Raw genomic sequence first — 22,950 nt, 5'->3', positions numbered from 1 at the left:
GACGTCAAAGCCGAGCACTACTAATTGCCCGAAACTTTCTAAAGAGTTTATGCTTTTTGTTGTTGAGTAGAAAGTAGATACAGGTTATTTTATAAGCTGCTTGTGTGCAAGGATGTCATAAGCCATATCAGGTGGTTATTGTGGTGGGGTCCCACCTCTTCCCATTCCGAACAGAGAAGTTAAGCCCACTTACGCCGATGGTACTGCAATGCAATGCGGGAGAGTAGGTAGCCGCCTCCTTTTAAATCAAGCCTCGATTACGAAAGTATTCGGGGCTTTTTTCGTTTCATATAACTCGGGATATTGCTGGGGTGGCTGGTGGCGTTTGTTTTTGGGGCGTTACTGCAATATCTCTCAGGCTTTTTCGTTTTCTCTATATGATGCAGGGGATTGATAAAAGTCATAAAATAAAAATCTTACTTGTGGCATCTGCGATTGCTATTGCCATAGTGTCTTTGATAGTCTCTCATTTCTTAGTTCGCGATTTGGCTAGAGAGGAGAAAAGTCGTGTCCAGATGTGGGCACAGGCTATGCGTTCGTTGAATTCTGCTGATGAACATACAGACCTTAATCTTGTCCTTACTGTTATTAATGAGAATCATACGATTCCTGTAATTGTCTTAGATGCTAATAACCGTGCTCAGATTTTTAGAAATATAGACCTTTGGGGTAATAGTCGTAAGGATAGCTTGGATTATGCTTCTTCGTTAGGGATTCTTTGGAAATCGAATGGTAAATGTATTCATATAGCTCTTAATGATTCTACACGTGATTTCGTCCAAGTGTGTTATGATGATTCTGTTATGATCAAGCGCCTTGAAGTTTATCCTTACATCCAGTTGGCTGTAGTTTTTCTTTTTGTGGTCTTTGCAATATTCTTTTTGACAACATCGAAAAAGTCGGAGCAAAATAGTCTTTGGGTTGGATTGTCTAAGGAAACAGCTCATCAACTTGGAACTCCTATTTCTAGTATGATGGCATGGATCGAAATTCTTAAAGATAAATATCCTCAAGATGATATGATTTTAGAGATGGACTATGATGTAAATCGATTGCAGTTGATTGCTGATCGCTTCTCTAAAATAGGTTCTTTGCCTGAGTCTCAGAAGGCGAGTCTTAAAATTTTAATCGCCGATGTAGTGGATTATATGAATCGTAGGACATCTCGTAATATTGTTATAAAAAAAGATTTTCCGGATGCAGATGTTTTCATCAATATGAATGCTAATTTGTTCGGATGGGTGCTCGAGAATCTGCTAAAAAATTCCATAGATGCTATAGGTGCTGCTAATGGTTGCATTACAATATCTCTACATGAGCAGGATCAAACTGTGATAATTGATGTTACAGATTCGGGCAAAGGAATTCCCGCTAAGGATTTCAAACATGTTTTTGTTCCTGGATTTACTACAAAAAGCAGAGGATGGGGGCTTGGATTAAGTCTGGTTAAAAGAATCGTTGAAGAATATCATCATGGGAAGATATTTGTAAAATCATCAGAAATTGGTTTAGGGACAACATTTAGAATCGAGCTAAAAAAATACTAAAAGTGAGTTTTTTTGCTTTAAAATTATCTTTTATCAAAAAATATTCGTAACTTTGCAACCCGAAAACTGTATATGAATAGTTTAGAGCCATTCAAAATCGACTTAAAGGCTTTGCCTCAGGGAGTTAGTTCTTTTAGGTTTAAGCTGGACGATGAATACTTTAAGGCTATCGATGCCCCAGAGATTCAGAAGGGAAATCTTGTGTCTTCTCTGTCAATCAGTAAGATGGAAGATTTCTATGAATTGAATTTCCATACAGAGGGTGTTGTTACAGTGCAATGTGACTTATGTCTGGATGATATGGAACAGCCAATTTGTTCGGATGATAGATTAGTCGCTAAATTTGGAGAAGAAAGCTCAGAAGATGATGACCTGGTAATTGTGGCCGAGGACGAAGGAATACTCGATGTTGCTTGGTTCATCTATGAATTTATAGTAGTTAATATTCCTATCAAGCATGTGCATGCTCCTGGTAAATGCAACACGGCTATGATTGAATTGTTAGAAGAACATTCGGCCGCCCGAAGCGGTAAGGAAGATGACACAGAAACTATAGATCCTCGCTGGGATGCTTTGAAAAAATTGAAATTAAAAGATTAAAATTAAAAATTAAAAATTATGGCACATCCTAAAAGAAGACAGTCTAAGACTCGTACACTTAAGAGAAGAACTCATGATAAAGCTGTAGTTCCTACATTGGCAGTTTGCCCTAACTGTGGTGCTTACTATGTTTATCATACAGTATGTCCAACTTGTGGTTACTACCGCGGTAAGGTTGCTATTGTAAAGGAAGCAGCTGAATAATGGGAAAAATTAACGCTATCATCACTGGTGTCGCTGGATATGTACCAGACTATGTCCTGAATAATGAGGAATTGTCTCGTATGGTCGATACCAATGATGAGTGGATAGTTACTCGTACCGGAATTAAGGAGCGCCGAATCCTTACTGAAGAAGGATTGGGCACTTCTTATATGGCACGTAAGGCAGCCAAACTCTTATTAAAGAAGACTGGTATTGATCCCGATAGCATTGATGCCCTAATGGTTGCGACAACCACACCTGATTATGTTCATCCATCTACTGCATCTATCGTATTAGGTAAGCTTGGATTGAAAAATGCTTTTGCTTTTGATTTCTCTGCTGCTTGTTGCGGTTTTATGTATGCACTCGATGTTGCTTGTAATATGATTCAGAGTGGACGCCATAAACATATTATTGTTATTGGCGCTGATAAAATGTCGTCGATTACTGACTATCAAGATCGTTCTACATGTCCATTGTTTGGTGATGGCGCAGGTGCTGTCTTGGTAGAAGGAACAGAAGAAGAAAATATTGGTTTGATAGATTCTTTTCATCGTACAGATGGCAAGGGTCTTCCTTTCCTTCATATTAAAGCTGGTGGCTCTGTATTCCCGTCTTCTCATTTCTCTGTTGATCATCGTATGCATTACACATATCAGGAAGGACGCTTTGTGTTCCGTTATGCTGTAACAGCCATGGGTGATGATTGTGAAGAGATATTGAAGCGTAACAATTTAACCATTGATGATGTAGACCATATCGTTACTCATCAAGCCAACTTGCGAATCATCGAGGCTGTAGCCAAGAGAATTGGTGCGCCGATGGATAAGTTGTTGGTTAATATTCAGCGTTATGGAAATACTAGTGCTGCTTGTATGCCTCTTGTTCTTTGGGATTATGAAAAGGAACTTAAGAAGGGTGACAATATCATTCTGACAGCATTTGGTGCTGGTTTCGTAAATGGTGCCTCTTATTTAAGATGGGCTTACGATGGTGCCAAGGCCGCGTTGGTGAAATAGATATTATATCAATAAAGACAGAAAGACGCATCCTTCTTTTTGATAAGATGATGCGTTTTTTTTATTTTGAATATCAATCAATTCTTTTATGCATAAAGCAGGTTTTGTAAATATTGTAGGCAACCCAAATGTGGGTAAGTCGACTCTGATGAATCAATTAGTCGGAGAGCGAATCAGTATTGCGACTTTCAAGGCTCAGACAACTAGACATCGTATCATGGGTATTGTCAATGATGAAGATTGTCAGATTGTCTTTTCGGATACTCCTGGTGTCTTGAAACCGAATTATAAGATGCAAGAGATGATGCTTGCATTTTCTGAATCGGCTTTGGCAGATGCTGATATCTTGCTTTATGTCACCGATGTTGTGGAAAATCCAGAAAAAAATATGGATTTTTTGGACAAGGTGAAGAAGATGAGTATTCCTGTTCTCCTTTTGATAAATAAAATAGATGAGAGCAATCAGGAGACATTGGGAACTATTGTTGAAAAATGGCATGGACTGCTTCCTAATGCGGAGATTCTTCCAATCTCAGCTAAGAATAAGTTTGGTACAGATATTCTAATGAAGCGTATTAAGGAACTGCTTCCTGAATCGCCAGCTTATTTTGATAAGGAACAGCTTACAGATAAACCTGCAAAATTCTTTGTCAGTGAAATTGTTCGTGAGAAAATTCTCCGTTATTATGACAAGGAAATACCTTATTCTGTGGAAGTTGCTGTAGAGCGTTTCAAGGAGGATGATAAACATATCCATATTAATGTTGTTATCTACGTAGAGCGCGACAGTCAGAAAGGTATTATCATAGGCCATCAAGGTATGGCATTGAAGAAAGTTTCTTCAGAGGCACGAAAGAGTCTCGAGAAGTTCTTTGATAAGAAGATCTATTTGGAAACTTTTGTAAAAGTGGACAAAGATTGGCGTAATTCCGAAAGAGAGCTCAATCATTTCGGATATAATCCAGAATAAATTAGGCTAGGAGTTTTCTTTGAGAAGAAACCCCGAGTTTTGCTCTGAATGTATTGAGAGCATACTCTCCCGATAAGGAGGGCCGAAGAATGTATAACTTCAGAAATTAAACAGAAATGGCAAATTTAGTAGCTATTGTTGGCCGCCCAAATGTGGGTAAGTCAACGCTTTTTAATCGTTTGACCCAGTCTCGTCGTGCTATCGTTAGTGATACTGCTGGTACGACTCGTGATCGTCAGTATGGAAAATGTCAATGGAATGGCCGTGAATTTTCAGTTGTTGATACCGGCGGTTGGGTTGTAAAGTCAGACGATATCTTTGAGGATGCTATTCGTGAGCAAGTAATGATTGCAACAGAAGAAGCTGATTTGGTGTTATTCCTCGTTGACAATGAAACAGGTGTAACCGACTGGGATGAAGATGTTGCAATGATTCTGCGCAGAACGAAACTTCCTGTAATCCTTGTAGCAAATAAAGTTGATAACAGTGCAAGTTATTATGAGGCAGCAGAATTCTACAAGTTAGGACTGGGCGATCCTGTATGTATCAGTGCAGCTACAGGTGGTGGTACAGGTGACTTGTTGGATATGCTTTTGGATAAGTTGAAGGATAATCCTGAGGAGACTATCGAAGAAGACATTCCACGTTTTGCAGTTGTAGGTCGTCCAAATGCAGGAAAAAGTAGTATTATCAATGCCTTTATTGGTGAAGAGAGAAACATTGTAACCGAAATAGCTGGTACAACTCGCGATAGTATCTATACACGTTATGACAAGTTTGGTTTTGATTTTTATTTGGTAGATACTGCAGGAATTCGTCGTAAGAATAAGGTTACGGAGGATTTGGAGTTCTATTCTGTGATGCGTAGTATCAGAGCTATTGAGAATAGTGATGTTTGTATTCTGATGATCGATGCCACTCGTGGTATTGAGACACAGGATATGAATATCTTCCAGTTGATTCAGAAGAATAACAAGAGTTTGGTCGTTGTTGTAAACAAGTGGGACTTGGTAGAGAATAAGGACCAGAAGGTGATAGCAACTTTCGAAGCAGCTATTCGCAAGCGTATGGCACCTTTTGTTGACTTCCCGATAATTTTTGCTTCAGCACTTACGAAACAGCGTATCTTCAAGGTTTTAGAGACAGCTAAGCAAGTCTATCTAAATCGTAAGGCGCATGTGGGAACTTCGAAGTTGAACGAAGTTATGCTCCCAATTATCGAAGCATATCCTCCACAGAGTGTGAAAGGAAAGTATATCAAGATCAAGTATTGTACACAGTTACCAAATACACAGATTCCTTCTTTTGTATTCTATGCTAATCTTCCACAGTATGTAAAGGAGAATTATCGTAGATTCCTCGAGAACAAGATACGAGAGAACTGGTCTATGCATGGTTGTCCAATAAATATTTTTATACGCCAGAAGTAAATGAAAAAAGTTGTATCTTTCATTATTCTATCGATATTAATCATTTCTGGATGTGGCAAGGAAGCTCCAGATCAAGGCGAGTTGGCAGCTATTGCAGCCAAGGGCTATTATGATTTGTTGCTTGAAAACAAATATTCAGAGTTTGTGAAAGGGATGAATCAGCCAGATAGCATACCTGCAGGTTATCGCGAACAATTAGAAACAAATGCCAAGATGTTTGTATACCAGCAAAAAGAAGAACATCAAGGTATTAGCAACGTAAAGATAGCAGATGCAAAGGCTGATACCGCTCATCATACAGCCATGGCTTTTCTCGTTCTCGACTATGGAGATAAAACGAGCGAAGAAATCGTTGTGCCAATGATTGAAGTGAAAGGAAAATGGAAAATGCAATAAATTGAAAATAGAGGCGATATTTTTTTTATCACCTCTATTTTTTGTCTTGTTCCAGTTCTATTTCTTTTACTTTCCTAAACAGATCAGAAGCAAATACCAAATCATTAAGTTTGCTATTGTTACTATTGATGACCTGATCCTTATTACCCTGCCATTCCTTGTGTCCTTTGTAGATAAAACAGATATTTTCTCCGATACCCATCACAGAATTCATGTCGTGAGTATTAATGATAGTCGTTATTCCGAATTCGTGTGTGATTCCGGAAAGAAGTTCATCGATGACGAGAGAAGTCTTAGGGTCCAGACCGGAATTTGGTTCATCGCAAAACAAATATTTTGGATTTTGTACTATAGCCCGAGCGATAGCAGCACGCTTCTGCATACCTCCCGATATTTCACTTGGATACTTATCCTGTGCCTCCAGTAGATTTACACGAGCCAAACAGTCTTGCGCCTTTTTTACGCGATCCCGATAGTTTTCATTAGAAAACATATCGAGAGGAAACATAACATTCTCCAAGACTGTAAGCGAATCGAAAAGTGCAGCACCTTGAAAAACCATTCCCATTTCACGGCGCATCATAGCCTTTTCCTTTTTGTTCATGCTAATGAAATCACGTCCGTCGTAAAGAATTTCACCTTGTGTCGGTTCGAATAGTCCAATCAAGTTTTTCATTAAAACAGTCTTTCCCGAACCACTTTGACCGATAATCAAGTTGGTCTTCCCTGTTTCAAATACTGTGTTTATATTGAAAAGCACAGTTTTGTCTTCAAAAGATTTTGTAAGATTCTTAACTTCTATCATAATGAAATTTTACTTTATGAGAGTAGTTGTGTAAGGAACACATCCGAGAATAAGATAAGCACACTAGAACATACGACAGCATCAGTACTGGCTTTTCCGACCTCTACAGAACCACCCTCCACGGTATATCCGAAAAAGGAAGATACACTGGCGATGATAAACGCAAAGAACAAACTCTTGATAATACTCATCCAGATAAACCATACATTAAAAGCATGCTGTATACCCGATGTAAGGTCTTCTGGAGAAATGATATGTCCTATATATGCCGTAGCATAAGCACCGATAATACCAAGTGTGGAAGAGAAAATCACAAGGAAAGGCATGATGGTGATCAATCCTAGTATTTTAGGCAGAATCAGATAACTCGCAGAGTTTACACCCATGATGTCGAGAGCATCAATTTGCTGTGTTACACGCATAGTACCCAGTTCAGATGCAATGTTGGAACCAACCTTACCAGAGAGGATAAGACACATGATAGAAGAAGAAAACTCCAAAAGCATGATCTCGCGGGTCGTATATCCTGCCACCCAGTGAGGCATCCAAGGACTTTGGATGTTTATTTTCATCTGAATACAGATCACAGCGCCGATAAAGAAAGAAATCAGCATGACGATGCCAATAGAGTCGACACCCAACTGCTCCATCTCTTTCGCATATCTTTTAAGGAACATGCGCATACGATCTGGACGCGATAAAGATCGGCCCATCAATATCAGATAACTGCCGAAAGTATTAAGCCATTTATAAATCAACATGTATTTTTGCCGTTATATCGTTGCAAAAGTAACCAAAATCCACTAAAAAACTGCAATATTTTCAAGAGTTTTTGATTTTATCAATGATATTAGCTTGTTTTTTAGTAATTTTGCACACAAATATTCCGAGAATGAGTGAGACGAAAGAAAGCTTAGAGAATTTGGATCCGGAAAGATCTATTCTTAGAACCGAAGGATTAGTGAAACGTTATGGCAAACGTACCGTTGCCAATGGCGTGACGATAAACGTAAAGCAAGGCGAAATCGTTGGATTGCTAGGACCAAATGGTGCTGGTAAGACCACTTCTTTTTATATGACGACAGGTCTTGTCGTACCTAACGAAGGACATGTGTATATAGACGACCATGAAATTACCGATTTCCCAGTGTATAAACGTGCTCGTGCAGGTATTGGATATCTTCCACAGGAAGCAAGCGTATTTCGTAAGATGAGTGTGGAAGACAATATCATGTCGGTTCTTGAGATGACAGGTAAACCTCGCCAGTATCAGTTGGATAAGTTGGAAAGTTTGATCAAAGAATTTCGATTGACCAAAGTAAGGAAGAACAAGGGAGACCAACTGTCTGGAGGAGAGCGTCGTCGTTGCGAGATAGCCCGTTGCCTGGCCATAGATCCAAAATTCATTATGCTTGATGAACCGTTTGCCGGTGTCGACCCTATTGCAGTAGAGGATATTCAGCATATAGTATGGCGTTTGAAATATCGGAATATAGGTATTTTGATTACCGACCATAACGTGCAAGAAACCCTTTCTATTACAGATAGAGCCTATCTGTTGTTTGAAGGTCGAATACTGTTCCAAGGTTCTCCGGAGAGTCTTGCCCAGAACCCTGTGGTACGAAAGAATTACCTGAGTGAGAATTTCGTCTATCGCAAGTTTAAACCAAACGAAGAAGACGAGAAAGCAGAGGAAAATGCACTGTAAACTAAGGGGATAAAACAGAATATTTGGTTAAAAAAACAAATTTTTCTCTTATATATTAGGTATATTCACTAAATATGAGTAATTTTGCCACTCGTTTGAAAACAATAATAACAAAATAAAACAAAAAATCAAAGATGAAAATTTCATTTGAGAATCCTGACAAGATTAATGGTCTGATGACTATTGTTGTCGAAGAAAGTGATTTCCAGAGCGAAGTCGAGAAGACTTTGAAAGACTATCGTAAAAAGGCTAACGTACCAGGTTTCCGTCCAGGACAGGTGCCAATGGGTATGATCAAGCGCCAGTTTGGTACATCTGTAAAGATGGATGTTATCAACAAATTCGTTGGTCAGCAAATTTACAAATATGTACAGGACAACAAGATCCAGATGTTAGGTGAGCCATTAGCTTCAGAGAAGCAGACTCCAATTGATCTAGAGAAGGATGCTCCTTATACATTCCTTTTTGATATTGCAGTAGCTCCAGAGTTCAAGGTAACTTTGACCGGTCGTGATAAGGTAGATCACTACACAATCAAGGTAGATGACGCTTTGATCGATAAGCAGGTAGATATGTTCACCTCTCGTATGGGTAGCTATGAGAAAGCTGAGGAATATCAGGAGAATGATATGCTGAAGGGTGACCTTCGTGAACTTGATGAGAAGGGTAATACTAAGGAAGATGGTATCACCGTAGAGGGCGCAATCCTTATGCCTAGCTACATCAAGGTTGATGATCAGAAGAAACTTTTCGATGGCGCAAAACTTGGTGATGTAATTACATTCAATCCAAAGAAGGCTTATCCAGATAATGATACAGAAGTATCTTCACTTTTGAAGGTAGAGCGTGAAAAAGTTAAGGATTTGACAGCAGACTTCAGCTTCCAGGTAACAGAGATTCAGCGCTTCAATAAGCACGCTGTAGATCAGGAACTTTTCGATCAGACATTCGGTAAGGATGCTGTAAAGAGCGAAAAAGAGTTCCGTGAGAAGATCGCTGAAGGCTTGAAAGAGCAGTTGGCTGCAGATGCAGACTTCAAGTTTATCCAGGACGTACGTGCACACTGCGAGAAGAAGGTTGGCAAGTTGGCATATCCTGATGAGCTCTTGAAGAAGATCATGCTTAACAACAACAAGGATAAGGGTGCAGAGTTCGTAGAGAAGAACTATGAGAATAGCATCAAGGAGTTGACATGGCACTTGATCAAGGAGCAGTTGGTTGCTGCTAACGATATCAAGATCGAAGATAATGATATTAAGGAAACAGCTAAGGAAGCAGCTCGTGCTCAGTTCGCTCAGTATGGTATGACAAATATTCCAGAGGAGTATATTGAGAACTATGCAGAAGAGATCCTCAAGAAGGGTAATTCTACAGATGCACTCGTAGATCGCTCTATCGATCGTAAGTTGACAGAGATCCTTAAGAATGTTGTTAAGTTGAACGAGAAAGAGGTAACACTCGACGAGTTTAACAAAATGATGGAATAATATAGTTTTTTGAAAAAAAACCTTCTTTTGTAAGAGGTTATCAACTTTTTTTATTATCTTTGTTCCTACGAACGAGAAATAATAAGTTGATAACCTCTTTTTCTTGTTTATAAAAGAAAGGATAATATAAAGATTATGAACAGCGATTTTAGAAAATTTGCTACTAAGCATTATGGAATGAATGGCATGGTCCTGGACGATGTCGTTAAGGCTCAGCAACAGTATCTGAATCCTTATATCTTGGAAGAACGTCAGTTGAATGTTACTCAGATGGATGTCTTCTCAAGATTGATGATGGACCGTATTATATTCTTAGGTACAGAGATTGATGATTATACAGCAAATACATTGCAGGCACAGTTACTATATCTAGACTCAACAGATCCAGGTAAGGATATCTCTATTTATATCAATAGTCCTGGTGGTAGCGTAACAGCAGGTTTGGGTATTTATGATACCATGCAGTTTATCACGAGCGATGTGTCTACCATCTGTACAGGCATGGCCGCTTCTATGGCCGCAGTTTTGCTTGTTGCAGGTCAGGAAGGCAAGCGTTCAGCACTTCCTCATAGCCGTGTCATGATACATCAGCCTCTGGGTGGAGTTCAGGGACAGGCTTCAGATATTGAGATAGAGGCAAAAGAGATTCAGAAATTCAAGAAAGAATTATATACCATCATATCAAATCATTCTCATACCCCATTTGAGAAAGTATGGAACGATAGCGACCGTAACTATTGGATGACAGCGGAAGAAGCTCGTGAATATGGTATGATTGATTCTGTGTTGACAAGAAAGAAATAATATGCCAAAGAAAGTATGTAGTTTCTGTGGAAGAAGCGAGAAAGAAACAAAGCTTCTGATAACGGGCTTAAATGGATATATTTGTGAAAATTGTGCTCAGCAAGCCTACGAAATTGCTTTGTCTGCAGGCGTCTTGAATCCACTTCCTTACGAAGCAAAGGAAGATGCTAATAAGAAATATGAAATCAAGAAAGTTCCTAAGCCAAAGGAGATAAAAAAATATCTTGATCAATATGTTATAGGACAGGATGATGCAAAGAAAACATTGGCAGTTTCCGTATATAACCATTACAAACGTCTGCAACAGTCTGTAGAGGATGATGGTGTCGAGATTGAAAAGAGCAACATCATCATGGTTGGAAGCACAGGTACGGGTAAAACCCTGTTGGCTCGTACTATTGCCAAAATGCTAGAGGTACCTTTTACCATCGTAGACGCAACGGTGTTTACCGAAGCCGGATATGTAGGAGAAGATGTAGAAAGTATCTTGAGTCGATTATTACAAGTGGCAAACTTTGATGTAGCGGCAGCAGAAAAAGGAATAGTGTTTGTAGATGAAATCGACAAGATTGCCCGTAAGAGCGATAACCCATCGATCACAAGAGATGTCAGCGGTGAAGGCGTTCAGCAGAGTCTGTTGAAGTTGCTAGAAGGAACTATTGTGAACGTTCCACCTCAGGGAGGCCGAAAGCATCCGGATCAGGAATATATCCATGTAGATACTAAAAATATACTTTTCATCTGTGGAGGAGCCTTTGACGGAATAGAGAGCAAGATTGCTCAGCGTCTGAATACTCATGTTGTCGGATATAACTCAGTTCAGAATGTGAGAAGACTCAATAAGAATGAGATGATGCAGTACGTGTTGCCTCAGGACTTGAAGAGTTTCGGACTTATCCCAGAGTTGATAGGTCGTCTCCCGGTTCTTACATATCTCAATCCATTGGATAAACCAGCCTTGAGAAGAATATTGGTAGAACCGAAGAACTCTATTGTAAAGCAATACATCAAATTGTTTGAAATAGACGGCATAGAACTAACCTTTACAGAAGAGAGCCTAGACTTTATTGTTGATAAGGCCATGGAATACAAATTAGGCGCGCGCGGTCTGCGTTCTATCGTTGAGGCCGTAATGATGGATGCTATGTTTGAGAAGCCTTCAAGTAGAACTAAGAAATTTGAGGTGACACAAGAGTATGCCAAGACACAGATTGAAAAAGCACATTTGCAGAAATTAGAATCTGCATAAACTATAAGTTGACAGGGAATATCCCTGTCAACCCAATTCGAAAAACGACACCTAATAAATGAAGGAATAAGGAGCTATTTGTTATATGACAGAAAACGTTGATCTTACCCAACAACTTAAACATTATTTCGGCTTTGATAAATTCAAGGGCGACCAGGAAGCTATTATCCGTAATCTTATGGACGGAAACGATACTTTTGTATTGATGCCTACTGGTGGAGGAAAAAGTTTGTGTTATCAGTTACCTTCGCTATTCATGGATGGTATGTCTATAGTTATTTCGCCACTGATTGCTCTCATGAAGAATCAGGTAGACGTTATCAATGGATTAAGTGAAGAGGAAGGAGTTGCTCATTATCTGAACTCTTCCTTGAATAAATCAGAAATAGAACGTGTGAAGACAGATGTCTTGAGTGGGAAGACTAAACTTTTGTATGTTGCTCCTGAATCATTGTTAAAGGAAGAAGAGGAAAAAACAGAGAGTGGCTCAACTGTTGTTGTAAAGAAAGTAAAGTTCTCCTTCCTTGAAGATGTAAAAATCTCATTCTATGCTATCGATGAGGCCCATTGTATTTCAGAATGGGGACATGATTTCCGTCCGGAATACAGAAATATCCGTAAGGCCATAGACATCTTAGGAAGAGCTCCTATCATGGCCCTTACTGCTACAGCGACGGATAAGGTGCGTTCTGATATTAAGAAAACATTGGGTATCAATGATGCCAATGAGTATAAGAGTTCTTTCAATCGCCCGAATCTGTATTATGAGGTTCGTGCCAAGTCTAAGGATATAGACACACAAATCGTCAAGTTTATAAAACAGCATCCCGGAAAGAGTGGTATCGTCTATTGTTTGTCAAGAAAGAAGGTAGAGGAACTCGCCGAGGTGTTGAAGGTAAACGAGATAAAGGCTGCTCCTTACCATGCAGGACTTGATTCTGCAACTCGTTCGCAGACACAAGATGACTTCCTGATGGAACGTATTGATGTCATCGTGGCAACAATAGCGTTTGGAATGGGTATTGACAAACCTGATGTGCGATTTGTAATCCATTATGACATACCAAAGAGTCTGGAAGGATACTATCAGGAAACTGGTAGGGCAGGTCGTGATGGAGGAGAGGGCATCTGTATCGCCTTTTATGCTCCTAAGGATTTGAAGAAACTCGAGAAATTTATGGAAGGCAAACCTGTCGCTGAGCAAGACATTGGTAGACAGTTGCTGCAGGAAACTCAGGCCTATGCCGAATCTTCTGTTTGTCGACGCAAGATGCTACTTCATTATTTCGGTGAGGAGTATCCTAAGGATAATTGTGGAAATTGTGACAACTGTCTCCATCCAAAGAAGAAGATCGAAGCCCATGAGGCACTCGTCGTTGTCTTGAAGGCTATTGCCGCTGTAAAGGAAAATTTCCGTCAGGATTATATCATCGATTTCGTCAAAGGTCGTGCAACGGACAACATCGTTTCTCATAAGCATAATCAACTGGACGAGTTTGGCTCTGGTGAAGATATGGATGATAATCTGTGGAATCCTACCATACGTCAGGCGATGATAGCAGGCTATATCAAAAAAGATGTCGAGAATTATGGCTTGTTGAAACTGACAGCAGCAGGAAAGAAATTTATCAAGTCTCCGGAATCATTCATGATTGTTGAAGACAATGAATATAAAGATGACTATGAAGAAGATAGCGAAGGGGGAACATCAGCCTTAGACCCAGCATTGTTCTCAATGTTGAAGGATCTTCGTAGAAAAGTTGCGCAGAAGCATAACCTCCCTCCTTATGTAATCTTCCAAGATGTCTCTCTGGAACAGATGGCAACGATGTATCCAATAACGATGGAAGAACTACAGCAGATACAAGGTGTAGGCGCAGGTAAGGCACATCGTTATGGTAAGGAATTCATTGCCCTTATCAAGAGCCATTGTGAGGAAAATCACATCGAACGTCCGGAGGAACTTCGCGTCCGTACCGTTGCTAAGAAAAGTATGCTTAAGGTGAGCATCATCCAGAGTATTGACCGACAGATCGCTTTGGACGACATCGCTGATGCCAAGGGACTCGACTTTGATGTCTTGTTGGATGAAGTAGAGGCAATAGTATATAGTGGTACCAAATTAAATATCGACTATTTCATAGAAGAAGTCGTAGATGATGACCATATTGATGATATCTATGATTATTTCATGGAAAGTGAAACCGATGATTTGGATACGGCTATGGATGAACTGGGCGAAGACTATACAGAAGACGAGATCAGACTTGTAAGGATCAAGTTCCTTTCAGAACAAGCCAACTGATATTCTCTTGCTGACAGAATATAGATGAATAGAGGAACTCTGTGATATTTGTAACTTCTTGATTGTTATGCTGTTGCAAATATCGTAGAGTTCCTTTTCTTATGTTTTGAAATTCCCATGTCCTGGTATGTCATTATATGCAGTTAACTTCATAGCCTTGTGTAGTTAACAGCATCGCCTTATGCAGTTAACTCTATAGCCTTACACAGTTAACATCATCAGCTTACGCAGTTAACTTCGTAAATCATACGTATAATATAAGGTAAAAGCGATATGCCAGAGTAATTTCAGAATCCTCGTACTTACGATTAAATAATCGCGTTAAATTGAATTAATTCAGAGAGAAAAACCAAAAAAGGAGGCTGTATATGGAAAATTATTGGTATATTTGCACGCAATAAATTTTTAAAGTTACAATATGTCATCATTTGTTGCAGATAAAATTGTAATGGACGGTCTCACTTTTGACGACGTCCTCTTAATCCCTGCTTATTCAGAGGTACTACCAAAAGAGGTAGAGTTGAAAACCAAGTTTACTCGTAACATCGAGTTAAATGTTCCTTTCGTAACGGCCGCAATGGATACAGTTACAGAGTCTTCTATGGCTATAGCAATAGCCAGAGAGGGTGGTATTGGTGTTATTCATAAGAATATGACCATCGAGGAACAGGCTCGTCAGGTTGCTATCGTAAAGCGTGCCGAAAACGGTATGATTTATGATCCTGTTACGATTCGTCGTGGACGTACCGTAAAGGATGCTCTTGATATGATGCACGACTATCATATTGGCGGTATTCCTGTCGTAGATGACGAAAACCATTTGGTTGGTATCGTTACAAATCGTGATCTTCGTTTCGAGCGTCACATGGACCGCTTGATCGATGATGTTATGACGAGTGAAAATTTGGTTACAACACATCAGCAAACTGACTTGACCGCTGCCGCTACTATTCTTCAGGAGAATAAGATAGAGAAATTACCTGTTGTAGATTCTCAGAACCACTTGGTAGGTCTTATTACCTACAAGGATATCACCAAGGCTAAGGATAAGCCAATGGCTTGTAAAGATGACAAAGGTCGTCTTCGCGTTGCAGCAGGTGTAGGTGTAACAAATGATACAATGGATCGCGCTCAGGCTTTGGTAAATGCTGGCGTTGATGCTATCGTAATTGATACAGCACATGGACATTCAAAGGGTGTCGTAGAGAAATTGCATGCTGTGAAAGCTGCATTCCCTGATCTTGATGTTGTCGTTGGTAATATAGCAACTGGTGCTGCTGCAAAATATTTGGTAGAAAATGGTGCTGATGCCGTTAAGGTTGGTATTGGTCCGGGCTCTATTTGTACAACGCGTGTCGTTGCAGGTGTAGGTGTACCTCAGTTGAGCGCTGTCTACGATGTATATTCTGCATTGAAGGGTACCGATGTACCTTTGATTGCAGACGGTGGTCTTCGCTATTCCGGTGATATCGTGAAAGCATTGGTTGCCGGTGGTAGCTGTGTGATGATCGGTTCTCTTGTAGCAGGTACTGAAGAGTCTCCAGGCGAAACAATCATCTTCAACGGTCGTAAGTTCAAGAGCTATCGTGGTATGGGTTCTCTTGAGGCCATGGAACAGAAGAATGGCTCTCGCGACCGCTATTTCCAGAATGACATCAGAGATGCCAAGAAGTTGGTTCCTGAAGGTATCGCTGGTCGTGTTCCTTACAAAGGTACTGTCCAGGAAGTTATCTATCAGTTGGTTGGTGGCTTGCGTTCTGGTATGGGATATTGCGGTGCCCCTTCTATAGACAAACTGCACGATGCTAAGTTTACTCGTATCACAAATGCTGGTGTCCTGGAAAGTCATCCACATGATATCACAATCACCAGTGAGGCGCCAAACTATAGTCGTCCTGAGTAAAAGAAAATATGAAAATTAAAATATTGTTGATGACCATGCTCCTTTGCGGGAGCATGGTTTATGCTCAAAATAATCCGATTATTATGCGTGTCAACGGTCATCCGGTGACTCGTTCGGAGTTTGAGTATTCATACAACAATAATAATGGTGGAAAAGCTGACAAGAAAAGTATCAAAGCATATGTTACTGCCTTTGTTGACTATAAACTGAAGGTACAGGCAGCCCTTGATGCAAAACTTGATACGATTTCTTCATTGAACTGGAGGAATCTCCTGACCAAGAAGAATCCACAACAATCATCATATATTTTGAATGCAGATGCAGAAAAACAAGCATTGAAGATGTATGAGAATCAACGAAGATATGTGGTATCCCATGGTGGTATGCGCAAACTTTCACATATCTTGTTGACTGTTAACCAGAGAGCATCATATACAGAGGAAAATAAAGTAAAGGAAAAAATATATTCCCTATATAGAGCTATAAAGAAAGGGGCAGATTTTGGTGAGATGGCAAAGAAATATTCTCAGGATATGATGTCTGCTCAACATGGTGGCGCCTTACCTTGGATGTGTAAGGGGACGACCTTCAAGGAATTTGAGGATGTCGCATGGAATTTAAAGAAAGGGGAGATGAGTTCACCTTTTCAGTCTCCAGCAGGCTATCATATTATACTCATGAATGACGCTTGTGACTTCTTACCTTTCGACTCTGTGAAAAGTGATCTCTCAGAAATCATAGAATATCAAAATGCCCGAGAGCGTGTGATGGCCGAGATGCAGGATCGTTTACCTTTGGACATGAAAAAGAATAATGAGGCTTCCCATGTGAACGGTATCGGTTCAACGACCGAGGAAACAGAGAAAACAAAATATTTGCTTAAAGAATATCAAGAGGGTATACTTCTGACAGAAATGAGTAATCGTATCTTCAGAGACCGGATTTCTAAAGACGGAAGTCAAATAGAAAAGTTCTTTTTAAAGCATCGGAAACAATATAAATGGGATAGTCCTCGTTTTAAAGGTGTTGCTTTCAGATGTAAAAGTCGTAAAGACGAACGTAAGTTAAGCAAAATATTGAAGAATACACCTTATAATAAATGGGGAGATAAGATAAGATCCTTGAACCATGACTCCTTGTATTATGCAGATGTAAGAGTCGGTATTTTTAAGATGGGTGACAATTCCATTGTCGACCATGAGTTCTTCAAGAAGAATTGCCAACAGGTAAAGAATAAACAATATCCATATGAATATGTATATGGAAATAAGCTGAAGAAATACCCTGAGACGTATCAGGATGTCAGGGATTTAGTTTTAGCTGATTATCAGGAAGAAATCGAAAAGGAATGGGTTAAGCAACTGCGAAAACTCTATTCTGTCAAAATATACGAAAACGTGCTTAGCACAGTTAATAACCATGAATAATTGAATTATGAAAATTGGATATAAAACATTTTTGGGCTTCGTAGCTCTTCTCTTGATAGCAGGCATGAGCGCTAATGCTATGAAAACTGGTGCAGTGAAAGCTATGCAGCAGAAATCAATGCAAGCAGACAGCGACTCTATAAAGACAGAAAAGATAAAAGCTGAAGTTCCAGCAGATCCTAACAGTATTATCGATGAAGTAATCTGGATAGTAGGTGATGAACCAATCCTTAAATCGGATGTGGAGAATCTTCGTCTGCAAAGTGAAATGGAAGGAATAAAGTTCTCGGGAGATCCAGATTGTAGAATCCCGGAGCAGATAGCTGTGCAGAAACTGTTCTTGCATCAGGCCCAACTAGATAGTATCAATGTCACGGAGTCTGAGGTTATGCAGCGTGTGGATCAGCAGATCAACGGTTGGATTCAGTTGATTGGCTCAAAGGAGAAACTGGAGGAATATCGTAAGATGACAATTTCACAACTCCGTTCTCAGTTGCATGATGATTTCAAGGACAGACTCCTTATCGATAAGATGCAAAGACAACTGGAAGAAAATGTAAAGGTTTCCCCATCTCAGGTACGTGCATATTTCAAGAACCTTCCGGAAGATAGTATACCTTTCGTTCCTACAGAGGTAGAAGTGGAGATTATCACACGACAGCCTAAGATTTCTCAGGAAGAGATAAATCGTGTAAAGGAAGAACTCCGAAATTATACAGACCGAATCAATAAGGGTGAAACAACCTTTGCTACATTGGCTCGTTTCTATTCTGAAGATCCCGGTTCAGCCCGTCAAGGTGGTGAGTTGGATTATATGGGACGTGGTATGCTAGATCCTGCGTTTGCAAATGTAGCCTTCAACTTGACAGATCCTAGTAAGATTTCAAAGATTGTAGAGAGTGAGTTCGGTTACCATATTATCCAATTGATAGATAAACGTGGAGACAAAATCAAGGTTCGCCATATTCTGCGTAAGCCTCGCGTCTCTCAGGAAGAAATAGATGAAGCCTTCCTCCGGATGGATTCCATCGGTAATGATATCAAGAAAAAGAAATTGTCTTTCGAACTTGCAGCATCATATTTCTCTGATGACAAAGATACAAGAAGCAATCATGGTTTGATGGCAAACACATCGGAAGGTACGCGTACCTCACGATTCCAGATGAAGGATTTACCAACAGAGGTAGCTCGTGTCGTTGACACATTGAAGGTGGATGAAATCTCTGCTCCATTTCAGATGGTAAATTCCAAGGGCAAGACCGTTGTCGCTATCGTCAAACTGAAGAATCGAATAGAGGGACATCGTGCGAAGATAACAGAAGATTTCCAGGTGATGCAGGATGTCGTCTTACAGCATGAGAAAAAGAAGAAAATCCACGATTGGGTGGTCAATAAGATAAAGAACACCTATGTGAAGGTGAATGACAGGTATAAGAATTGTGACTTCGAATACGAAGGATGGGTTAAATGAAAAAAATAACATATAATAATATATTTGGGCATAGAATACTCTTCATGATTATTCTATGCCTATTTGGGCTATATTTGGTAAGTGCTGTAGCAGGACCAAGAAAACATCGCAAAAAGGTAGACGAACGTGTTTATCTGTTGCATGCTGATGTTCTGAAATTCGATCAGTATGGACCTAACCCTGGTGCTCAGATCGTAAAAGGTCATGTCGCTTTCAAGCATATGGGAGCGTCTTTGCGATGTGATAGTGCTTATTTCTACCAGGAATCCAATTCCGTAAAAGCTTTCGGTCATGTATTTTTCAAACAAGGAGATACTTTGTCGTTGAGTTGTGAACGGGCTTTCTATGACGGACAATGGCAGAAAATGGAGGCTCGAAAGAATGTTGTGCTGCACCATAGACATCAGGTGCTGAAAACGGATAGCTTGGATTTCGACCGCTTGTATAATATTGCCAACTTTATGGATGGTGGTACCCTTATTGACGGAAAGGAACGCCTTGTCGCTGATTGGGGAGAATACAATACGGATACCCGTCAGGCGGCCTTCTATTATAATGTGAAGTTGAAGAGCCCTAGACAGACAATCACAACAGATACCTTATATTATGATGTCGCCAAATCCAAGGCCCATATCGTCGGTCCCGGATCGAAGATCAAATCAAAGCAATCTGTTGTTACAACGCAGAATGCCTATTATGATACAAAGAGAGACAAGGCCGAACTGTTTGGGCGCTCTACAATAGTTGATGGCGATAAAACCATAACTGCCGATACCCTCTATTATGTGAAGGATGGAAATAATCGAGCTTATGGTAATGTCATCTATAAGGACTTGAGAAATAAGAATTCTCTTACATGTGGTTATCTGAGATATAACGAGAAAAAAGGTTATGGATTTGCCACGAAGACTCCAGTTGCCAAAGAGTATTCTCGCAAAGATACGCTCTATATGCATTCGGATTCTATGAAGATATACACCTTTAATATAAATACGGATTCTGTGTATCGTAAGGTACATGCCTTTCCACATGTGAGGGTGTTCAGAAATGATGTGCAGGCAGTTTGCGACTCTTTGGTCTTTAATACTTCAGATTCTTGTATGACAATGTATAAGGATCCAATTACCTGGAACGGAAAGAATCGGCAGTTGCTGGGTGAACAGATTAATGTTTACATGAATGATTCGACAGTTCGGAAGGCTGATGTTCTGGGACAGGCTCTCTCCGTGGAACTTCTGTCTGATGGTGAGCATTATAACCAGATTACATCTAAAGTGATGCATGCATATTTTGACCATGGAAAGATTAAGGAAGGTGAGTCTATAGGTAATGTGCAGTCTATTTATTATCCGATAAACGATAAGGATAGTTCCTTGATGATGCTCAATTATCTGGAGACAGACACCATGCGAGTCTTCATGTCTCCAGAACAAAAAGTGCAGAAGATATGGACTTCTAAGTTCTCGGGAGTAGGATATCCGATGACCCAGATTCCTCCGACAAGGTCGAAACTGCCCAACTTTGCTTGGTATGACTATATCAGACCAATAAACAAAGATGATATTTATGAATGGCGCGGTAAACGGGATGGTAACCTTAAGATTGTACAACGACATGCTGCACCATTACAAAAGATAGAAAGTTCCGAAGAAAAACCTAAAGAGAAAGGAAATAATAATGAGTGATATCATTCAGCTCTTACCAGATTCTGTTGCAAATCAGATTGCTGCAGGCGAAGTTATCCAGAGACCAGCTTCCGTTATTAAGGAGTTGGTGGAAAATGCTGTCGATGCGGGAGCTAAATCTATCCATGTCTTTGTCGTGGATGCCGGAAAGACTTCCATACAAGTTATTGACGATGGCAAGGGAATGTCAGAAACTGATGCCCGACTTTCTTTTGAACGTCATGCCACATCGAAGATACGAAAGGCCGAGGATTTGTTTGCTCTGCATACCATGGGATTCCGTGGCGAGGCCTTGGCTTCTATTGCTGCTGTTGCACAAGTGGAGTTGAAAACTCGTCAGGAAAAAGATGAGGTTGGCACACTTTTGACTATCTCGGGTTCTAAGGTTATGGGACAGGAACCATGTTCGTGCCCGGTAGGAAGTAATTTCAAGGTTGAAAACCTGTTCTTCAATGTCCCTGCCAGAAGAAAGTTCCTGAAGTCTAATACTACGGAACTTAATAACATCCTGACAACTTTTGAGCGAATCGCATTGGTTTATCCGGAAATCTGTTTTTCCGTTCATAATAATGATGTCGAACTTTTCAATCTTCGTGCAGGAAGTGTTAAACAACGAATTATCGATATCTTCGGTAAAAAATTAAATCAAGATCTACTTCCAGTAAAAGTTGATACCACCTTATGCAAAATCTCAGGTTTTGTAGGTAAACCGGAATCATCCCGTAAGAAGGGTGCCCATCAATTTTTCTTTGTTAACGGACGATATATGAAGCATCCTTATTTTCATAAGGCTGTCATGAATGCTTTCGATCGTCTCGTACCAGAAGGAGAACAAATTCCATACTTTATATATTTTGATGTCGCACCAGAAGATATAGATGTCAATATTCATCCTACAAAGACTGAAATTAAGTTTGAGAATGAACAGGCCATCTGGCAAATCTTGTCGGCATCAGTGAAGGAATCCATCGGAATGTTCAATGATGTTCCGTCGATTGATTTTGATACCGCAGGAAAACCTGATATCCCAGTGTATAACCCCGGCCAGCATATGACAAGCAGTCCCAAGGTGGAATATAATCCACAGTATAATCCATTCCAGCAGACTACCTCTGATATCAAGAATTCCCATCAGGTGTCACAACAATGGGAGAAATTATATGAAGGATTGGGAGAAGGAGAACTGCAAAATGCGCCAAAGAATCTATTTGATGATACTCAGGAATTTGATTATGGAGAAATAGAAAGTTCTGTAGAAACATCGCATGAGATTATAGACGAGAAATCTCCTAGTCATTATCAATATAAGGGCAAATATATCATGACGGCTGTAAAGTCTGGCTTGATGATCATCGACCAGCACCGTGCACATATCAGAATCCTGTTTGATATGTATCTGGAACAACTAAAAGAGAAAAAGATAGAATCTCAGAAAGTACTGTTCCCAGAGGTCGTTCAGTTTTGTGCTTCCGATCAAGTCATGTTGCAGCATATCCTACCAGAGTTGCAGGAGATGGGGTTCGAATTGACCGATCTGGGTGGTAACAGTTATGCAGTTAATGCAGTACCGACAGGATTAGATGGCATAAAAATCATGAACCTTGTCAGTGATATGGTTCAGGCAGCTATAGAAAAGGGAGCTACCGTGAAGGAAGAAATCTGTAAGTCATTGGCTCTGTCGTTGGCCAGATATGCCGCAATCCCTCAAGGTCAGGTGTTAAGCAATAGTGAGATGGAAAATATTGTAAATCAACTCTTTGCTTGTAATAATGTAAATTATACTCCTGACGGGAAAAATATACTGTGTATATTAAAACAGCAGGAAATAGAACATTTATTAGGATAAAAGTAACAAAGAAAAGGAAAATTTTATGTTTTTAATACTTTTGTTGTCATTTTCTTTCTAAAAAAAGATGTTTTATGAAAATAATTATTAACTT

Annotated in this window: 19 protein-coding genes and 1 rRNA gene; 18 read left to right on the top strand and 2 right to left on the bottom strand. The window is 39.9% G+C overall.

Annotated features, from left to right (window positions below; translation table 11 throughout):
• Window positions 1–127 precede the first annotated feature (127 nt).
• The 8 genes from rrf to K333_RS0107480 all read left to right on the top strand — a co-directional run bounded on the left by rrf (window position 128) and on the right by K333_RS0107480 (window position 6,166).
• A 5S ribosomal RNA gene (gene rrf / locus K333_RS0107515) occupies window positions 128–240 on the top strand.
• A gap of 140 nt (window positions 241–380) precedes the next feature.
• Window positions 381–1,547: a sensor histidine kinase gene (locus K333_RS0107510; RefSeq protein ID WP_024990360.1), complete on the top strand. Its 1,167-nt coding sequence runs from the start codon at window positions 381–383 to the stop codon at window positions 1,545–1,547.
• Between the two features lie 72 nt (window positions 1,548–1,619).
• Entirely contained in the window at window positions 1,620–2,147 is a 528-nt protein-coding gene (locus K333_RS0107505; RefSeq protein WP_024990359.1) for a YceD family protein, read from the top strand.
• A gap of 18 nt (window positions 2,148–2,165) precedes the next feature.
• A complete protein-coding gene (gene rpmF / locus K333_RS0107500; protein ID WP_024990358.1) occupies window positions 2,166–2,351 on the top strand; it encodes a 50S ribosomal protein L32 in 186 nt (61 codons plus the stop codon).
• On the top strand, window positions 2,351–3,370 hold the full coding sequence (locus K333_RS0107495; RefSeq protein WP_024990357.1) for a beta-ketoacyl-ACP synthase III: 1,020 nt from the start codon (window positions 2,351–2,353) through the stop codon (window positions 3,368–3,370). The genes rpmF and K333_RS0107495 overlap by 1 nt, the downstream gene beginning before the upstream one ends.
• Window positions 3,371–3,458: 88 nt before the next feature.
• Complete coding sequence (gene era / locus K333_RS0107490) at window positions 3,459–4,340, top strand: GTPase Era (RefSeq protein WP_024990356.1); 882 nt, start codon at window positions 3,459–3,461, stop codon at window positions 4,338–4,340.
• Between the two features lie 116 nt (window positions 4,341–4,456).
• A complete protein-coding gene (gene der, locus K333_RS0107485) occupies window positions 4,457–5,770 on the top strand; it encodes a ribosome biogenesis GTPase Der (RefSeq protein WP_027452524.1) in 1,314 nt (437 codons plus the stop codon).
• Window positions 5,771–6,166, top strand: coding sequence for a hypothetical protein (locus tag K333_RS0107480; RefSeq protein ID WP_024990355.1), 396 nt, complete (start codon window positions 5,771–5,773; stop codon window positions 6,164–6,166).
• A gap of 34 nt (window positions 6,167–6,200) precedes the next feature.
• Here the strand turns inward: K333_RS0107480 and K333_RS0107475 are convergent, their stop codons facing one another.
• Together K333_RS0107475 and K333_RS0107470 are read right to left on the bottom strand one after the other, a co-directional pair.
• Window positions 6,201–6,971, bottom strand: a complete 771-nt coding sequence (locus tag K333_RS0107475) for an ABC transporter ATP-binding protein (protein WP_024990354.1) — start codon at window positions 6,969–6,971, stop codon at window positions 6,201–6,203.
• Between the two features lie 14 nt (window positions 6,972–6,985).
• Window positions 6,986–7,732 carry an MlaE family ABC transporter permease gene (locus K333_RS0107470; RefSeq protein WP_024990353.1) on the bottom strand — a complete coding sequence of 249 codons (747 nt, stop codon included), beginning with the start codon at window positions 7,730–7,732 and terminating at the stop codon, window positions 6,986–6,988.
• A 131-nt stretch (window positions 7,733–7,863) separates the two neighbouring features.
• On the opposite strand from K333_RS0107470, the gene lptB reads away from it, so the two are divergent.
• The 10 genes from lptB to mutL all read left to right on the top strand — a co-directional run bounded on the left by lptB (window position 7,864) and on the right by mutL (window position 22,856).
• Window positions 7,864–8,679 carry an LPS export ABC transporter ATP-binding protein gene (lptB, locus tag K333_RS0107465; RefSeq protein WP_051230895.1) on the top strand — a complete coding sequence of 272 codons (816 nt, stop codon included), beginning with the start codon at window positions 7,864–7,866 and terminating at the stop codon, window positions 8,677–8,679.
• 134 nt (window positions 8,680–8,813) lie between these two features.
• Window positions 8,814–10,166: a trigger factor gene (gene tig, locus K333_RS0107460; RefSeq protein ID WP_027452523.1), complete on the top strand. Its 1,353-nt coding sequence runs from the start codon at window positions 8,814–8,816 to the stop codon at window positions 10,164–10,166.
• Between the two features lie 135 nt (window positions 10,167–10,301).
• Window positions 10,302–10,970 (top strand): ATP-dependent Clp endopeptidase proteolytic subunit ClpP, encoded by a 669-nt coding sequence (gene clpP / locus K333_RS0107455; protein ID WP_024990351.1) that lies wholly within the window; start codon window positions 10,302–10,304, stop codon window positions 10,968–10,970.
• Window position 10,971: 1 nt separating this feature from the next.
• Window positions 10,972–12,219, top strand: coding sequence for an ATP-dependent Clp protease ATP-binding subunit ClpX (gene clpX / locus K333_RS0107450; RefSeq protein ID WP_024990350.1), 1,248 nt, complete (start codon window positions 10,972–10,974; stop codon window positions 12,217–12,219).
• An 85-nt stretch (window positions 12,220–12,304) separates the two neighbouring features.
• Window positions 12,305–14,524 carry a DNA helicase RecQ gene (gene recQ / locus K333_RS0107445; RefSeq protein WP_027452522.1) on the top strand — a complete coding sequence of 740 codons (2,220 nt, stop codon included), beginning with the start codon at window positions 12,305–12,307 and terminating at the stop codon, window positions 14,522–14,524.
• A gap of 418 nt (window positions 14,525–14,942) precedes the next feature.
• The gene (gene guaB, locus K333_RS0107440; RefSeq protein ID WP_024990349.1) at window positions 14,943–16,427 is read left to right on the top strand and encodes an IMP dehydrogenase; all 1,485 of its coding nucleotides are present in this window, start codon (window positions 14,943–14,945) and stop codon (window positions 16,425–16,427) included.
• A gap of 8 nt (window positions 16,428–16,435) precedes the next feature.
• The gene (locus tag K333_RS0107435) at window positions 16,436–17,854 is read left to right on the top strand and encodes a peptidylprolyl isomerase (RefSeq protein ID WP_024990348.1); all 1,419 of its coding nucleotides are present in this window, start codon (window positions 16,436–16,438) and stop codon (window positions 17,852–17,854) included.
• Window positions 17,855–17,861: 7 nt separating this feature from the next.
• Entirely contained in the window at window positions 17,862–19,325 is a 1,464-nt protein-coding gene (locus tag K333_RS0107430) for a peptidylprolyl isomerase (RefSeq protein WP_024990347.1), read from the top strand.
• The gene (locus K333_RS0107425) at window positions 19,322–21,010 is read left to right on the top strand and encodes an OstA-like protein (RefSeq protein WP_036889112.1); all 1,689 of its coding nucleotides are present in this window, start codon (window positions 19,322–19,324) and stop codon (window positions 21,008–21,010) included. The genes K333_RS0107430 and K333_RS0107425 overlap by 4 nt, the downstream gene beginning before the upstream one ends.
• On the top strand, window positions 21,003–22,856 hold the full coding sequence (gene mutL / locus K333_RS0107420) for a DNA mismatch repair endonuclease MutL (RefSeq protein ID WP_024990346.1): 1,854 nt from the start codon (window positions 21,003–21,005) through the stop codon (window positions 22,854–22,856). Before K333_RS0107425 ends, mutL begins: the two co-directional genes overlap by 8 nt.
• Window positions 22,857–22,950: the final 94 nt, after the last annotated feature.

Origin of the sequence: Segatella albensis DSM 11370 = JCM 12258, assembly GCF_000426565.1 — a bacterium.
GTDB classification, from domain to species: domain Bacteria; phylum Bacteroidota; class Bacteroidia; order Bacteroidales; family Bacteroidaceae; genus Prevotella; species Prevotella albensis.
The sequence above is the reverse complement of the archived record's forward strand: the minus strand, read 5'-3'. Positions and strand labels throughout refer to the sequence as shown.

Excerpts from the sequence above, each read along its gene's own strand:
- K333_RS0107510 (WP_024990360.1), top strand. The coding sequence starts at position 381 with ATGCAGGGGATTGATAAAAGTCATAAAATAAAAATCTTACTTGTGGCA.
- K333_RS0107505 (WP_024990359.1), top strand. The coding sequence starts at position 1,620 with ATGAATAGTTTAGAGCCATTCAAAATCGACTTAAAGGCTTTGCCTCAG.
- rpmF (WP_024990358.1), top strand. The coding sequence starts at position 2,166 with ATGGCACATCCTAAAAGAAGACAGTCTAAGACTCGTACACTTAAGAGA.
- K333_RS0107495 (WP_024990357.1), top strand. The coding sequence starts at position 2,351 with ATGGGAAAAATTAACGCTATCATCACTGGTGTCGCTGGATATGTACCA.
- era (WP_024990356.1), top strand. The coding sequence starts at position 3,459 with ATGCATAAAGCAGGTTTTGTAAATATTGTAGGCAACCCAAATGTGGGT.
- der (WP_027452524.1), top strand. The coding sequence starts at position 4,457 with ATGGCAAATTTAGTAGCTATTGTTGGCCGCCCAAATGTGGGTAAGTCA.
- K333_RS0107480 (WP_024990355.1), top strand. The coding sequence starts at position 5,771 with ATGAAAAAAGTTGTATCTTTCATTATTCTATCGATATTAATCATTTCT.
- K333_RS0107475 (WP_024990354.1), bottom strand. The coding sequence starts at position 6,971 with ATGATAGAAGTTAAGAATCTTACAAAATCTTTTGAAGACAAAACTGTG.
- K333_RS0107470 (WP_024990353.1), bottom strand. The coding sequence starts at position 7,732 with ATGTTGATTTATAAATGGCTTAATACTTTCGGCAGTTATCTGATATTG.
- lptB (WP_051230895.1), top strand. The coding sequence starts at position 7,864 with ATGAGTGAGACGAAAGAAAGCTTAGAGAATTTGGATCCGGAAAGATCT.
- tig (WP_027452523.1), top strand. The coding sequence starts at position 8,814 with ATGAAAATTTCATTTGAGAATCCTGACAAGATTAATGGTCTGATGACT.
- clpP (WP_024990351.1), top strand. The coding sequence starts at position 10,302 with ATGAACAGCGATTTTAGAAAATTTGCTACTAAGCATTATGGAATGAAT.
- clpX (WP_024990350.1), top strand. The coding sequence starts at position 10,972 with ATGCCAAAGAAAGTATGTAGTTTCTGTGGAAGAAGCGAGAAAGAAACA.
- recQ (WP_027452522.1), top strand. The coding sequence starts at position 12,305 with ATGACAGAAAACGTTGATCTTACCCAACAACTTAAACATTATTTCGGC.
- guaB (WP_024990349.1), top strand. The coding sequence starts at position 14,943 with ATGTCATCATTTGTTGCAGATAAAATTGTAATGGACGGTCTCACTTTT.
- K333_RS0107435 (WP_024990348.1), top strand. The coding sequence starts at position 16,436 with ATGAAAATTAAAATATTGTTGATGACCATGCTCCTTTGCGGGAGCATG.
- K333_RS0107430 (WP_024990347.1), top strand. The coding sequence starts at position 17,862 with ATGAAAATTGGATATAAAACATTTTTGGGCTTCGTAGCTCTTCTCTTG.
- K333_RS0107425 (WP_036889112.1), top strand. The coding sequence starts at position 19,322 with ATGAAAAAAATAACATATAATAATATATTTGGGCATAGAATACTCTTC.
- mutL (WP_024990346.1), top strand. The coding sequence starts at position 21,003 with ATGAGTGATATCATTCAGCTCTTACCAGATTCTGTTGCAAATCAGATT.